The 12,491-nt window shown below is 69.4% G+C and carries 10 protein-coding genes and 4 pseudogenes; 9 read left to right on the top strand and 5 right to left on the bottom strand.

Going from position 1 to position 12,491, the window contains the following annotated elements; translation table 11 throughout:
* Window positions 1-229 precede the first annotated feature (229 nt).
* A pseudogene (locus CP984_RS40880) lies at window positions 230-1,003 on the bottom strand (hypothetical protein); the annotation flags it as partial.
* A gap of 117 nt (window positions 1,004-1,120) precedes the next feature.
* Here CP984_RS40880 and CP984_RS40875 point away from each other — a divergent pair.
* Window positions 1,121-1,774 (top strand): TetR/AcrR family transcriptional regulator, encoded by a 654-nt coding sequence (locus CP984_RS40875; RefSeq protein WP_030183694.1) that lies wholly within the window; start codon window positions 1,121-1,123, stop codon window positions 1,772-1,774.
* A 306-nt stretch (window positions 1,775-2,080) separates the two neighbouring features.
* Window positions 2,081-2,206 (top strand): hypothetical protein, encoded by a 126-nt coding sequence (locus CP984_RS42730; protein WP_255304250.1) that lies wholly within the window; start codon window positions 2,081-2,083, stop codon window positions 2,204-2,206.
* Window positions 2,207-2,633: 427 nt separating this feature from the next.
* On the opposite strand, the gene CP984_RS40870 is transcribed toward CP984_RS42730, so the two are convergent.
* Window positions 2,634-2,885, bottom strand: a complete 252-nt coding sequence (locus CP984_RS40870) for a hypothetical protein (RefSeq protein WP_003979317.1) — start codon at window positions 2,883-2,885, stop codon at window positions 2,634-2,636.
* Between the two features lie 876 nt (window positions 2,886-3,761).
* On the opposite strand from CP984_RS40870, the pseudogene CP984_RS40865 reads away from it, so the two are divergent.
* The 3 genes and pseudogenes from CP984_RS40865 to CP984_RS40855 form a co-directional block, all read left to right on the top strand.
* Window positions 3,762-4,292 (top strand): annotated as a pseudogene (locus tag CP984_RS40865) (methyltransferase domain-containing protein); the annotation flags it as partial.
* Window positions 4,293-5,390: 1,098 nt separating this feature from the next.
* Window positions 5,391-6,846: pseudogene (locus tag CP984_RS40860) on the top strand (NF041680 family putative transposase).
* 118 nt (window positions 6,847-6,964) lie between these two features.
* Window positions 6,965-7,384 (top strand): SgcJ/EcaC family oxidoreductase, encoded by a 420-nt coding sequence (locus CP984_RS40855; RefSeq protein ID WP_226048765.1) that lies wholly within the window; start codon window positions 6,965-6,967, stop codon window positions 7,382-7,384.
* A gap of 201 nt (window positions 7,385-7,585) precedes the next feature.
* On the opposite strand, the gene CP984_RS40850 is transcribed toward CP984_RS40855, so the two are convergent.
* A complete protein-coding gene (locus tag CP984_RS40850) occupies window positions 7,586-8,104 on the bottom strand; it encodes a phenolic acid decarboxylase (protein ID WP_003979314.1) in 519 nt (172 codons plus the stop codon).
* Window positions 8,105-8,203: 99 nt separating this feature from the next.
* On the opposite strand from CP984_RS40850, the gene CP984_RS40845 reads away from it, so the two are divergent.
* Window positions 8,204-8,653, top strand: coding sequence for a MarR family winged helix-turn-helix transcriptional regulator (locus CP984_RS40845; protein ID WP_003979313.1), 450 nt, complete (start codon window positions 8,204-8,206; stop codon window positions 8,651-8,653).
* A 15-nt stretch (window positions 8,654-8,668) separates the two neighbouring features.
* Here the strand turns inward: CP984_RS40845 and CP984_RS40840 are convergent, their stop codons facing one another.
* Entirely contained in the window at window positions 8,669-9,058 is a 390-nt protein-coding gene (locus CP984_RS40840; protein ID WP_003979312.1) for a TauD/TfdA family dioxygenase, read from the bottom strand.
* Between the two features lie 52 nt (window positions 9,059-9,110).
* Here CP984_RS40840 and CP984_RS40835 point away from each other — a divergent pair.
* Window positions 9,111-9,491: pseudogene (locus CP984_RS40835) on the top strand (ATP-binding protein); the annotation flags it as partial.
* A gap of 50 nt (window positions 9,492-9,541) precedes the next feature.
* Here CP984_RS40835 and CP984_RS40830 read toward each other — a convergent pair.
* A complete protein-coding gene (locus tag CP984_RS40830) occupies window positions 9,542-10,138 on the bottom strand; it encodes a DinB family protein (protein WP_003979310.1) in 597 nt (198 codons plus the stop codon).
* Between the two features lie 366 nt (window positions 10,139-10,504).
* On the opposite strand from CP984_RS40830, the gene CP984_RS40825 reads away from it, so the two are divergent.
* On the top strand, window positions 10,505-11,686 hold the full coding sequence (locus tag CP984_RS40825; RefSeq protein ID WP_003979309.1) for a sensor histidine kinase: 1,182 nt from the start codon (window positions 10,505-10,507) through the stop codon (window positions 11,684-11,686).
* On the top strand, window positions 11,679-12,344 hold the full coding sequence (locus tag CP984_RS40820; RefSeq protein WP_003979308.1) for a response regulator: 666 nt from the start codon (window positions 11,679-11,681) through the stop codon (window positions 12,342-12,344). The genes CP984_RS40825 and CP984_RS40820 overlap by 8 nt, the downstream gene beginning before the upstream one ends.
* Window positions 12,345-12,491: the final 147 nt, after the last annotated feature.

Here is a 12,491-nt window from a genome sequence, read left to right as displayed (position 1 = left end):
GTTGCCGAGACGCCCGGGTGGGGCCGGTGTCCGTTGCCCGGCAGCAGGAACACGCACGCCAAGACCGCGGCGGCCACCACCGCCCCACCGGCCACGAAGGGCCACCGCCGGCGCCAGACCGGCACGGCCGGCTCCTTGGCGGCCCCGGCCTGCACCGCAGCGCCGCCGGTCAGTTCCGGGACGGCCGCCGGGAGCGGCTCAGTGTCCGGACAGCGGGAGGGCTCCACTATGCGGCCTGGCCGGGCTCATCGCGTTCGTATATGCCGTTGAGCCGTACCGGGGCCTTGGTCTTTGGGTCGTGCTCGACCACTTCCAGCACTCGCCCACCGCGGTCTCCCGCGCCGCGGTAGGCCGCGGTGCCGAACCCGGTGATGGCGAGCGGCTTCGGGCCTTGGGCCAGGGTGCGCACCGCGTCCCGGAACCGGTCGGCGACCTCGGCGGAGCGGATCAGCTCGAACGTCACGATGTCGAAGGGAGCCCAGTCGACCTGCTCGAACTGGATGGATGCGTAGGTGAGCCTGCCCTGGAAGCGCTCGCGGACCGTGGCCACGGCGTCGCGGAGGAATGCGTTGATGCGCACGCCGAGCTCGCGCATCGCTTCGGCCCGCCGCTCGGGTTGGCTCATCAGCTGCTCGACCCGTTCCTCGGGGCTGTCTCCGGGCAGGAACCCGCGGTTCATCACGCTCAGCTCGACCCCTGCGACGAACACGACTGTGGCCCCCTGTTGCCGGAGCCGTTCCGCTCGCTCGGCGCAGTCGCGGAAGAGTGTGAGGATCTGCTCCGGATCCAGCTCCAGCGGGTAGGGCGAGAACCAGACCTCCATGCCGAGTTCGGCGGCGGCGCCGGCGGCCAGCTCCAGTCGGTCTGGGTCGCCGCCGATGATCTGGATCGCGTTGCAGTGCAGGTCGTCGCGGATGATGGCGAGCTCGCGCCGGACCACCGCGGGGTCGAAGTGCTCGCGGGATATCTGGCCGTGTACGACGAGTCCGGTGTCGTAGGTCATTCCTCTTGCTCGCACGGTGATGTCCTCTCTGCCGGTCCCGGTCGGGGTCGAGACTGACAGGAAAAGTGCGTGCACGCAAGTTTGCGGGCACGCAGTTCTGTGTGGAATTCTGACGCCGTGACGACACCACCATCAGGGCTGCGGGAGCGGAAGAAGCAGGCCACGCGCGAGGCGCTACGCGAAGCGGCCCTGCGCTTGGCCGTGGAGCGCGGACCGGACCAGGTACGGGTCGAGGACATTGCCGAAGCGGCCGGGGTCTCGCCGCGCACCTACAACAACTACTTCGCCAGCCGCGAGCAGGCGATCGTCTCCGCCGTCACCGCGGACCGGGAGGTACGGATCGCGGCGGCGGTCGCGGCCCGTCCTGCAGGAGTGCGCCTGGCTGACGCCGTCACCGAAGCAGTGGTCGAGCAGTACACGAACACCGGAGAGCGCGAACACGAGGCGCTGCTGCTGATCGCCACCCGGACCGCGCTGCGCGACGCGTTCCTCGACACCACCGCCGGCATCGAGCACCCTCTCACCGAGGTGATCGCCGAACGCCTGGGTGACGCCGGTGCACACACAGCCCGCGTCCTCGCGGCAAGCGTGACCGCCGCAGTCCGCATCGCGTTGGAAAGCTGGCTCCGGCCGGCCAACGCGGGGGCCGCTGGGAGTTTCGCCGCCGGAGGACTGGTCCTGCCCTCCGGCTCACTGCCCGACCAGCTCCGCGCAGCGCTGGCCCCGCTCGCGCCCGCGTTCGATGCCGCAGAGCGGCATACCCGGCCGTGAAGTCGACCCAACCGGGCATCCGCTGAACAAACAGTGGATCCGGAACATGCCGATACACCCGGCCGTCATCATCCTCGTCAGCCGATTCAACTGGGCGATGCCGTGTCAGGTCGTGCCTGCGACTGGTGCACCAGCGCCGGACGGGCGTCGCACCGTGATCTACGACCGGGACTCCACTCGCCGCGCCACATAGCCCTGCAGAAATGCCGCCATCTGCTTCCGCACCTCACACGTGACGGTCGGCACGCAGTTCGGCCAGGGCCTCGCAGGGAAAGTCCGAAAGGCCCGATAGCGCCCGATCGGAAGATGCAGGCAGAGGGGTTCACGGCCGAGAACGCGGCCGCGGTGGACGTCGGCATCATCCGGTACGCGGCCGTGCACGGAGTCGTCCTGGTGCCTGTCCACCCGCTGACCGGGGAACCGTCGGCCTAGCCGGCAGCGAGCACGGCCAGGCGCTTCGTCTCGTCCATACCGTTGTTGCAGCACTGCCCGACACCAGCCGCCGTCTCTTGGCCGCCGGTGTCCTATCCCTGGCCCACGGTGCAAGGCAGTGAGGTGGCGTGACGCGCTGACCGTATCCGGCAGATACCCGCTGGCAGCGCCCCCGACCCTGCCGTCCGTGCGGAGTTCGCCTGCGCCGTCCGGCTGAAAGCGGCCCGCGCCGCGGGCGCAGCCGCACCGGCCGGTCGCAACATGCCAGGCAGCGAAGGCGAACCAGCGCAGAGCACCCGGTCGCCGCCCGGCACAGACCCACCCTTCAGCGGCGCGCGGGAGCACGGCAAGAGCGCGAGCAGCCTTCGAAAACACCCTCTTTCAGCGCGTAGTGGCCCGGACCGCCGCCTTCGGGCGGCCGCCCCGGTCAGCGGCTGAACACCTGCGGGTAGCGGGCGCGCCAGCGGTGGGAGTCGTCGACGGTGGGAGTCGTCGACGGCGAGTCGTACCACGACTCGCCGCGCTTCAGGCGCGGCAGCGTGGTGGCCAGCACCGCGATGGTGATGTCCTCGACGTCACGGGCCAGGGCCTCGAGGCGGCGTTGAAGGAGGTGTTCGGGCAGGCCAGCCAGGACGACGTGCAGGGGCGGGTGCCACGACGAGCACGCCGCCCAGCACAAGGACCGCGGTACGCCAGCGCGGCACGGCGAGCGGTACGAGCGGCGCGGATCATACGGTGCATGGTTGCCTCCAGGTCGGATGACGGCGACACCCCGAACGACATGTCGCCTCTCGAGGACCGGTGCTTTCGCGGCTTGCGGCCCGTACCCATGCTTTCCGCTGGTCACGTACCGTGAACACACCCCAGTGGCGACCACGCCAGGAACTGAAGCGCGTCGGGGCGCATGCGCACCCTGGAGCGCTGCCGAGAATCGAGAGACAGATCAGGTCATCCCCCACAGCAGTTCGGCTAGAGGCAGGGCCGAGGTTTCCCCGTCTGCCGCCAGGGGAATCAGGGCCCGCACGGTGCCGGTGTCCCGGGGCAGTCGCGGAGACGCATCTGTGACTGCCCTCCGGCCGGTGGTCTGCGGGGTCGGCCTCAAAACCCTAGGCTCACCGGGCCGAGCGTGAGTGAAGCCGAGTTCCTCACGGCGTGCTCGCCCTGGGCGGCGCCGACCGCACGGGGCGAGCGTCCTACTCGCCGCACGGCCATGGCAGCGGCATCTGGCCTGGGGCGTTGTTGCGGAGCCGGTGGCTTGCGGTCGCCGCTGACCGGTGCCCGGCGGCCTGCCGGCGAGCGGGCGGCGAACACCGGGCCGGGGCGGCATCCGCAGGAATAGAGCAGGCCCGGGGTGACCCCGCCTGGAGATGGAGGGGTCCGTGGACGAACGAAACCTGGTGCGCCAGAGGCTGCAGCGCCACAGAACCATCACGGAACCCCAGGTGTGCACCATGGCCGGCCGGAGCTGGGATCTGCTGCCTGACGTCTTCGTCCCGATGTTCACGCGCACAGCGGAGTTCTTCGCCCGCGCTGTCCCCTCCCCTGCGGCGGATCCTTCCTGGAGATCGGCTCCGGCACGGGCATCGTCGCGGTGACCGCCGCCGTGAACGGCTGCGACCGCGTCACCGCGACCGACCTCTCTCCCCAGGCCGCCGCCAATACCGCACTCAACGCCCACCGTCACGGGGTAAGGGACATCGTCAGCACCGGCTGCGGTGACATGTACGAACCGGTCGGGACCGACCGGTACGACCTGATCTTCTGGAACTCCGGCGCCCGGTACACCGAACTGGCCTGGCCGGAGACGGAGGGCCTGGGGCGTACCATCGCCGACCCCGGCTACACAGCGCACGCAACCTACCTCGCCCAGGCACGCCAGCACCTGACGCACAACGGACGTCTGATGCTCGGCTTCGCCGACAGCGGCGACCGCGCCCGGCTGAACGCGATCGCCCGGCAACACCGGTGGCACATCCTCCATCTGGAGACCATGACGTTCGCCGACTGCCAGAGAACCTCCAGCCTCCTGGAATTCCTCCCCTGCCCGCGCACACCGGACACAGACGCCTGCCCCGCCTGCCCATGATGCCCATGTGCTCGTTTGACCCCGGCACCTTCGCCGGGACCATCCGGTTGGCACTCCCGTAGCTGCCGGCTTGTCGCTGGCCTGAAGTTCCGCGAAGAACGCCCGTACAGGCCCGACCGCCAGGCCATGCTGGTCGAGGAGCTGATACGGCTCCCAGAGATTTCCGGTTTCAACAAGCTCACCGATTTCCGGCAGGACGAAACCGGCCAAGTCCCGCTCGGGACCATTGCGCCCAAGCACGGCCGCAACGCTGCCGAGCCGCTCACGGTCACCGCGCCGTTTCCCGAGGATCAGCCGAGACCAGAGGCGAAACCAGGAACACAGCGGCTCCACCGGACGCATCGCCTCATCCAGAAGCAGCGGCGTCCCGTCCGGCACCCGGCGACGCTCGAACAGCGAGCTCAGCTGGCTGTGGCCGAGACCAGCGGCTTCCCCGGCCCTCCAGATCTTCCGCTCATCAGTGAAGGGCAGCAGCACCCGGCCTCCGCGAACCTGCCCGCCATGTGGCCGGCAGCAGCTTCACCGGTACGAAGGCCACCAGCAAGGACCTCGGTGAGACACAAGCTCGTGTCTGGAGAACCGTCGACCTTAGCCTCAAGATTCCACCCCGGGCCGGTGCGGACCTCGTCGACCGGGCGGGCCAGCGCGAGGTCGGCGGGCAACGGGAACGGCGGCACCTACCAGCCGTACCCGCGGTGGCGCCAGCCCGGTCGCTGTGCCGCCTCAGACCACTCCGCCGCACCACAACGACCAGATCAACCTGGACCTTCGAGCCATGTTCGTCCCTTAGCTTGTTCTTTATGGTCCGGTCGGGATGTCAGTGCCACCGCATAGAGTCCTCGCGATGGGGTCGGTACCGGGGCCACCAGCACCGAAGAACGGCAGCCTCCCTGGTCTGCCCGGGGGTGGTTACGGCCTAACCGGCGTCCAGGCATCAGTTGAGGGCCACGAATGCAGCCCGCCAGCCCGACCCCATCACGCGGTTCGAATGGCCATCGAACTTGGTCCCACAGCTGGGCATTCACAGGACGCTGAGGCGGCCTTCGTCTGATCATGTGCTCCGACCAAGGTGCACCGATCGAGACGAAGGCCGTGAGGGTGAGTCTGCCTCCTGATCCTGGGCGCGGGGATACGTTCGCGAAGGCATCACGCTTCACGGACGACCTGTTCGACTGCCTGACTACGCGCGGGGACGAGCTGTTCGAGTTGGTGGACGCGTTGCTGTGTGCGGACGGGTCGGTGAGGGCCCCGGTGGACTTGACGCTGGTGGCTGAGCACCGGCGCGGGCACGGCGCCATGTACGACGTGCTGAACAACGGGAGCGTGGACGTGCCCCGGCTGCGGCAGGTGTTGGCCGGCCTGCCCATGCCGCAGGCCGCCGATGGCCGCCTGGTCCTGGCGGTCGACATCAGCAACTGGCTCCGCCCTGACGCGCCGACCAGCGCGGACCGCCTGTTCTGTCACGTCTACGGCCGCAGCGGACGGTCCTCGGACCAGTTCGTGCCCGGCTGGCCCTACTCCTTCGTCGCTGCCCTCGAATCGGGCCGGACGGTCTTGGTGCCAGCTCCTGGACGCCGTCCGGCTCGGCCCCGAGGACGACGTCGCCGAGGCCACCGCCGCCCAGGTCCGCCGGGTCGTTGTCGATCTGATCGAGATGGGCCGCTGGCACGTCGGCGACCGTGACATCCTCGTCGTCTTCGACGCCGGATACGACGCCCCCCGCATGGCCCGCCTCCTTGCCGGACTTCCGGTCGAGGTGCTGGGACGGATGCGCTCCGACCGCGTCATGCGACGGCCAACGCCCTCGCTCAAGGAATACGCCCTGGCCTACCCCCAGGGCGGGCGCCCGCCGAAGCACGACAAGGAGTTCCGCTTCGCCAAGCCGGCGACCTGGGGCGAGCCGGACGCGGCAACCGTGCAGGTCACCGACCGGTACGGCACCGCCCAGGCCCTGGCCGGGGACCGCCTCCACCCCCGCCTGACCACCCGCTCCGCATGGATCGGCCACACCGGCGAACTCCCGATCATCGAAGGCACGCTGATCCGCCTCCAAGTCGACCGCCTGCCCGGCGGAGGCGACCCGCTCCCGCTCTGGCTCTGGTCCTCCGCCACCGGCCTGACCAGCGAGGACGTCGACGTGCGCTGGCAGGCGTTCCTGAGGAGATTCGACATCGAACATCTCTTTAGGACGATGAAACAGACCCTCGGGTGGACCCGACCGAAGCTGCGAACCTCCGGGGCCGGCGACCGGCGGACGTGGATCGTGATCGCCGCCCACACCCATCTCCGCCTCCTCCGCCGGGCCGCCGTCGGCCTCCGGCGTCCCTGGGAGAAGCCCGCCGATCCCGGCCGGCTCACCCCGGCCCTCGTCCGCCGCGGGTTCAGGAACCTCCGCCCGCACCTGGCCTGCCCGGCCCGTGCACCGAAACCCTCAGTACCTGGCCCGGGACGGCCACCCGGCTCGAAGAACCGACGGCCCGCCACCCGCTACGACGTAGGCAAGACCGTTCATCGACCAGAAAGCATCACCGAACGAAACCGACTCGGACCATAAAAGACAAGCTAAGGCTGCCCCGGTTCCGCGCCTCCTCGGGATGCTTACGGGCTGGGGATCGATCGACCTTGGGGCGAGGCTTGATCTCAAGTGCGATTGAGGTTCCATGATGATCGGCATGGAGACGACCGTGACGGACCAGCAAACGCAGGAAGCCGAGATCGTGGCGATCAAGCAGGTGTTCGCCACGCTTGAGCATTCCCAGCAGAACGAGTTGCCCGAGGAGTTCGTCGGCCTGTTCCGGGCCGATGCGATCTGGACGACGGGCGGTGGCAAGCGCCTCACCGGTCGTGATGAGATTTCGTCCTTCACTCACCAGGTGCTGCCGGGAGCCATGAAGGACTCGACGGCCACGTACGAGGTGGTGAACGTGCTGTTCATCCGACCCGACGTCGCCGCGGTCAAGGCGCACGCGCAGTACTGGACGCTGGAGGGGAAGCCGATCGGGAACCCGGGCACCCCGCTCTACGTGATGGCCAAGGAGGGCGGGCAATGGCGCCTGGTCGCCTGCCAGAACACGGAGGTTCTCGACCAGTGACGTGAGGAGAGCCGCACAGGTTGGGTGAGTTGTGAGACACGCCTGGGCGCCGTGCGGCCTGTTCCCATCCTGCCCTGTCGGGAATCTCCCGCGCACACCTCGGCGAGCTGCTTGAAGCACGCGGCGAGGGAACAGCGTTCACCGCGTCCCGCAGCCGGTCCGCAGCCAGCGTCAGGTACCCGGCCGGCGCGGGCGGATGACTCAGTCGGTGCGCTGGGACCAGCCGGCAGGAAGGTCGCCGGGAGCGACGGAGACGACCGAGTCGTCATCGGCGCCGACGTGTTCGAACAGCGTGATCTTCGCGAACTCGGGGACCACGTAGATGGGGTAGGTCGGGCCCTGGTCGCGGTAGGCGCGCATCGCGTCCAGGTGGTCGTTCTGGTAGCAGACGGTGCGCTCGCCGTGCCGGCGGATCCAGTCCGGGAAGAAGATCACGCCGTGCAGGCGGCGCTTGCCGGGCATGACGTTGACGGAGACCGAGGTGCCGGTGGGCTCGGTCCACGACACCTTGTAGCTGTCCTCGTCGAGCCGGACGAGGTCGACCTCCTGGTCCTTGACCCACCGGCCGCCGACGTGGCCGCTGTGTATGCGGTAGTCGATGGTGTGGTCGTTCTTCACGTACATCTCGTACTGCCAGCCGTTGGCGTACGTATAGATGAAGCGGTGGCCGACGATCCCGGAGAGGTCCTGGGCGGGGATGGGGTCAGCGACAGTGGTCATGGTGTCCTCCTCGTACGGATGGGATGAGTACGGATCCGCGTCTTCATTTTGCAGCAAAACTGTTTTGGAGCAAAATGTTAGCTGGGGCACAATGGAGTCATGGACACCGCGACCGAATTCGGCCGACTCCTCGGCCCCCTGCGCCGAGCCGTACTGCGCACCCGCCGCTCCGAGGGCCTGCCCGACCTCCCCGAGGCCCAGATCGAACTCCTGCGGGTCCTGGCCGAAGCCGGCACGATCACCCCGCGCGAAGCCGCCGCCCGGCTCAAGGCGGCCCCCTCCACCGTCAGCAACCTCATCCGCACCCTGACCACAGCGGGCCTGGTCGAACGCACCCCCTCCCCCACCAACCTGCGCACAGCCCACCTCACCGCCTCCCCCAAGGCCCTCGACATGCTCGACCGCTACGACCGCACCAGCACCGCCGCCCTGCGCCGTGCCCTGGCCGGCCTGCGCCCGGAAAGCCGCGAGGCGCTGGAACGGTCGCTGCCCGCCCTCGCCGAACTGCTCACCGCCCTGGAAGCAGAGGCCCCCACTGGCCAGGCATGAGACGGTCGTGCCCTCTCATGGCGCGCTCACCAGCCCCAGTGGCGCGCACACCTGGGATCCGGCGGCCCGGATGGCGCGGGACGGGCGCAGGTCGGCGACCGCGAAGCAGCGCCGCAGCCACCGGCCCTGCCCGTCGTAGCGGGGCCGGAAGGCTGTACGGCCGTGCACGGCGGCGCGGTTGTCCACGATGATCAGGTCGCCGGCTTCGAGGGCCGTGCCGGCGAATACAGCGAGCGTGGCCTCGCGCAGCTCGTCGAATGCGCGGGCCGCGGTCTCGTCCAAGGGTTCCATGGCATGGAAGTCGGCGACGATCTCGGGGCTGTCGGCCGGCCCGCTCAGCATGGGGAGGGGCGGCGAGACGGTGCCGGGGTGCCCGTACCTGTGTTCGCGCCCGGTCCGCCGCACGTGTTCGCAGCCCAGGCAGCGGAAGCGCAGCGGGCACCGAGGCCGCCATGCAGGCTTCCGCGTCCGCTACGTGCTGGCGACCAAACTCGTCAACGAGCTGGTCGAAGCCGCCGATGGCAAGCAGCTGTCCAAGACGACCGCCCGCTACGGACGTGTCGGTCTCTTATGCATCGATGAACTCGGCTACATGGAACTCGACCGGCGCGGGCCCGAGTTGCTGTTCCAGGTCCTGACCGAACGTGAGGAGAAGAACAGCGTCGCCGTCGCCTCCAACGAGTCGTTTTCCGGCTGGACGAAGACCTTCACCGATCCCCGGCTCTGCGCGGCCATTGTCGACCGGCTCACCTTCAACGGCGCCATCATCCAGACCGGCACCGAGTCCTATCGCCTCGCCCACACCAAAGCCCTGGCCGAGCAGACCGCAGCCGGCTGAACGGTGCCGCATAGCCGCCCCGGAACCAACGGGGTCGGCAGCAGGCGAGATCAGCCGTTCACTTCCCGCGCCACGCGCTCCAGTCGGCTCCGGTGGCCCTCCCACCACGCCTGATCCCCTGGCGGCAAGCTGTCTCTGCCTTGCAAATAGCCGACGGATCCGTCGATGAGCTCTCGCACGATGTCGGCGTGACCGGCGTGCCGCTGAGTATCGGAGATCACGCGCACCAGGATGTGGTTCAGCGTCACCTCTCGGCGTTCCTCCGGCCACCACGGGACGTGACCGATCGCGTCAAGCGGCAGCGCCGCGATCGTGCTGTTGGAGTGCTCCCACGCCTGGCGATACAACCCAACGATCTGTTCCCGTGATTCGTATGCCGCGGCCCACATGTCCGAGTTGGGCTCTGACTCCTCCGTATACCACCAGGACGGTGGCTCCTCGTTGAAGAACGGCCGCCCAAACGTGTCGCCGAAGTACCCCAACTCCACGCTGGCGACGTGCTTGACCAGCCCCAACAGATTCGTGCCCGTGGGGGTCAGCGGGCGGCGGATGTCGTACTCCGAGAGCCCATCGAGCTTCCACACCAGGGCGTCACGCCCTTCTTGCAAGTACCGGAGAAGGTCCTCTTTCGGGTTCGGTTCGATCATGCCGGGCAGTTTCCCACCCGGCACTGACAGCCAGGAGTGACATCAAAAGTCACTGGCATTGGTCTTGCCTGCTGCCGCGAAACAACTCCCCAAGTCACCTCGAAATGACTCCCCTCGAAAGTGACACAGCCACACGGCCGCGCCGGACTCACGCTCCGCCTCACCGACGGTGACGGACGCTCACTTGGAGAAGGTCCCCACCACCGTCGGTGAGGTCGCTTCCTGGAGCGTCGCCACGGTGGTGCCGTCGACGGAGCGGGCCCTTTGGTCCTCGGTGAGGCGGGTCGAGCCACGACAGCGTGCGAGTGGCTCTTTGGAGTGATGAAGGCCCGCGTGCGAGGTCATAGGGTCGGGCGGATGAGAGTAATGGACGGCAGGTGGCCCGGGTGGGGCGCTGACGCCGGGCTGGTCGTACTGACATTTCTGCCGGCGCTGCTGTCGCAGCCGTACGTGGACACCTCCGGGCCGGCCTGGACGTCGCTCACCGTGTACGAAACGGTGGGCGTGGGGGTCCTGCTGCTGAGGCGGCGACTGCCGACCACCGCTTTCGTCGTGGGTTTCGGGGCCCTTTTTGCTGCGCTGGTGGGGAGTGCGGGCGCGGGAGCCAAGCTGTCGCCGCTGGTCTTTCTGCCCCTGGCGGTGCTGCTCTACAGCCTGGGCAACCACGTCGCGAGCTGGAGGCGGACCGTATCGGCGGTCCTCGGCGTCAGCGTGCTGAGCGTGGCCGGACTGTGGCTGAATCGGATGACGACCGACTCCGGTGACTTCCAGGGCGGCCTGGATGTCCTCGCCGCGCTGGCCCCGATGCCGCTGGCGTGGGCCATGGGGTTCGCCGCGCGGACCCGGCAGGAACTCCTGGCCGCGGCCGAGCGGCGGGCGGCCGACGCACGCCGGGCACAGGCCCTGGAGGCGGCGCAGGCCACGCAACGTGAGCGGGCACGGATCGCCGGAGAGATGCACGACGTGGTCGCGCACTCGCTGACCCTGCTCGTCGTGCACGCGGAGACCCTGCGGGCCCGCGGCGGCGAGCTGCCCGACTGGGCCCGCGTCCAGGCCGACGGGCTGGCGGCGGCGGGCCGGCAGAGCAGCGGCGAGCTGCGTGACCTGCTGCGGATGCTGCGCGATCCCGCGGACGCCGCCCCTCTCCAGCCCGTGCCGGGCCTCGGTGAGCTGGAGGCGTTGCTGGACAGTCACCGTGCCGCGGGAGGAACGGCCGGGCTGACGGTGGGCATCGCGCCGGAGTCCGTACCGGGGCCGGTGCAGCTGGCGACGTATCGCGTCGTGCAGGAGGCACTGGTCAACGCGCGTCGGCATGCGCCCGGGGCGCCGGTCCGGGTGAGTGTCGACGGCGTCGCGGGAGAACTGCGGTGCGAGATCGTGAACGGTCGCGCCCCGCGGCGCGGCACGGCCGGCGCGGGCATCGGGCTCGGCCTGGTCAGCATGGAGGAACGGGTGGGGGCGCTGGACGGCGGACTCACCGCGGGCCCGACCGGTGACGGCGGCTTCCGGGTCGTGGCCACGATGCCGTTGGAGCGTGTGGATGTCTGAGCAGATCAGCGTGTTCGTCGTGGACGACGAGCCGGTCATCCGCGCCGGACTGAGCGCGATCCTGGACAGCCAGGCGGACATCACCGTGGCGGGCACCGCGGACGACGGTGAGAAAGCCGTCGAGGCGTGCGCGCGGCTGCGGCCGGACGTGCTGCTGATGGACATCCGGATGCCGCGCCGCGACGGTCTGTGGGCGCTGGCCGAGCTGGGCCGCCGGAGACTGCTCGGGCCGGGGCGCAGCCGGGTGCTCATGCTGACGACGTTCGACCTGGACGAGTACGTCGACGACGCGCTGGCGGCCGGGGCCTCCGGTTTCCTGCTGAAGAACAGCTCGTACGAGGAGCTGACCGGGGCAGTCCGTGCCGCGGCGGCCGGGCACAGCGCGCTGAGCCCCGCGGTGACCCAACGGATCATCGAGGGCCATCTCAGCGGCCGACGCCGGACCAGCGACCAGGAACTGGCCCGGCTGAGGGACCTCACTGAGCGGGAGGTCGACGTACTGCGTCTGATCCGGGACGGGCTGAGCAACGCCGAGATCGCCGACCGGCTCATGGTGAGCCTGCACACGGTGAAGACGCACGTCAGCCGCATGCTCACGAAGACCGGCTGCCAGAGCAGGGCGCAGGCGGCGGTACTGGCCAGGAACACCCTGCCCTGACCCGCCCCGGTGGGCGGGCGGGGCGGCGAGATGCCGGGTACCTCGGAGTCATTCCTTGGAGTGACCACGCGTCGCCGGGAAGCCCGCCTTCGAGCGATGTAGCGGGGGCGCGCCGCTGACTGAATGGTCGGTGTGCGCGGGACCCGC

Source organism: Streptomyces rimosus (assembly GCF_008704655.1).
In the GTDB taxonomy this organism is placed as follows: Bacteria; Actinomycetota; Actinomycetes; order Streptomycetales; family Streptomycetaceae; genus Streptomyces; species Streptomyces rimosus.
This window is presented reverse-complemented; position numbering and strand designations above follow the sequence as displayed.